General features: G+C 69.0%; 1 protein-coding gene and 1 pseudogene. One reads left to right on the top strand and one right to left on the bottom strand.

The genetic code is table 11. The annotated features are described in order from the left end of the window. Positions 1-168, bottom strand: a pseudogene (locus tag CCN39_RS52480) (DUF853 domain-containing protein); the annotation flags it as partial. A gap of 113 nt (positions 169-281) precedes the next feature. On the opposite strand from CCN39_RS52480, the gene orn reads away from it, so the two are divergent. Further along, positions 282-890 (top strand): oligoribonuclease, encoded by a 609-nt coding sequence (gene orn / locus CCN39_RS48860; RefSeq protein ID WP_086854035.1) that lies wholly within the window; start codon positions 282-284, stop codon positions 888-890. Positions 891-924 lie beyond the last annotated feature (34 nt).

Here is a 924-nt window from a genome sequence, read left to right as displayed (position 1 = left end):
GGTCGCCCCGGCGACCAGCCCGTGCCGGTTCAGCGTCGCCAACGGCAGGCGCACGGCCGCCGCCGCGTCCACCTGCCCGTCGACCACCACCGCGCCCAGCTCCAGCGCGGCACCTTCACTCGCATAACCAGCGGCGATCTCCCTCGCCGGCGACTCCTGCTCGGTCACTGCCCGCTCCCCGATCTGTGTCCTGCACCACACCGAACCCGGCTCGGCGAGCGTAACGCGCCGTACGCGCAGGTAACGCCCTTCACATCCCCGTGTCGGGTTAGGGTCACCAGGTGACCGACCGCCTAGTCTGGATCGACTGCGAAATGACGGGGCTCGACCTCGGCAAGGAAGCGTTGATCGAAATCGCCGCCCTCGTCACCGACGCGGAACTGAACGTGCTCGGCGACGGAGTCGACATCGTCATCCACGCCGACGAGGAAAAACTCGCCGGGATGCCCGAAGTCGTCCGCGAGATGCACGCCCACTCCGGCCTCACCGAAGAAGTCCGCCGCTCCACGGTGACCCTCGAAGAAGCCGAACGCCGCGTCCTCGACTACATCCGCGAGCACGTCCCCGAGCCGGGCACCGCCCCCCTCGCCGGCAACTCCATCGCCACCGACCGCGGCTTCATCGCCCGCGACATGCCCGCCCTCGACACCCACCTGCACTACCGCATGGTCGACGTCTCCTCCGTCAAGGAACTCGTCCGCCGCTGGTACCCGCGCATCTACTACGCCAAGCCGGAGAAGGGCCTCGCCCACCGAGCCCTCGCCGACATCCGCGAATCCATCGGCGAACTCGACTACTACCGGCGCGTCGCCTTCGTCCCGCAGCCCGGCCCCACCAGCGAAGAAGCCAAGGCCGCCGCCGCTGAAGTGCAGGAACAGCACCAGAGGTGACCCGGTGAAGGGCGGCCGAGGGCACCCGCTACGA

The sequence above is a fragment of the Amycolatopsis kentuckyensis genome (genome assembly GCF_002155975.1).
In the GTDB taxonomy this organism is placed as follows: domain Bacteria; phylum Actinomycetota; class Actinomycetes; order Mycobacteriales; family Pseudonocardiaceae; genus Amycolatopsis; species Amycolatopsis kentuckyensis.
Note: the sequence above shows the minus strand (reverse complement) of the source record. Positions and strands in the feature narration are given on the sequence as shown.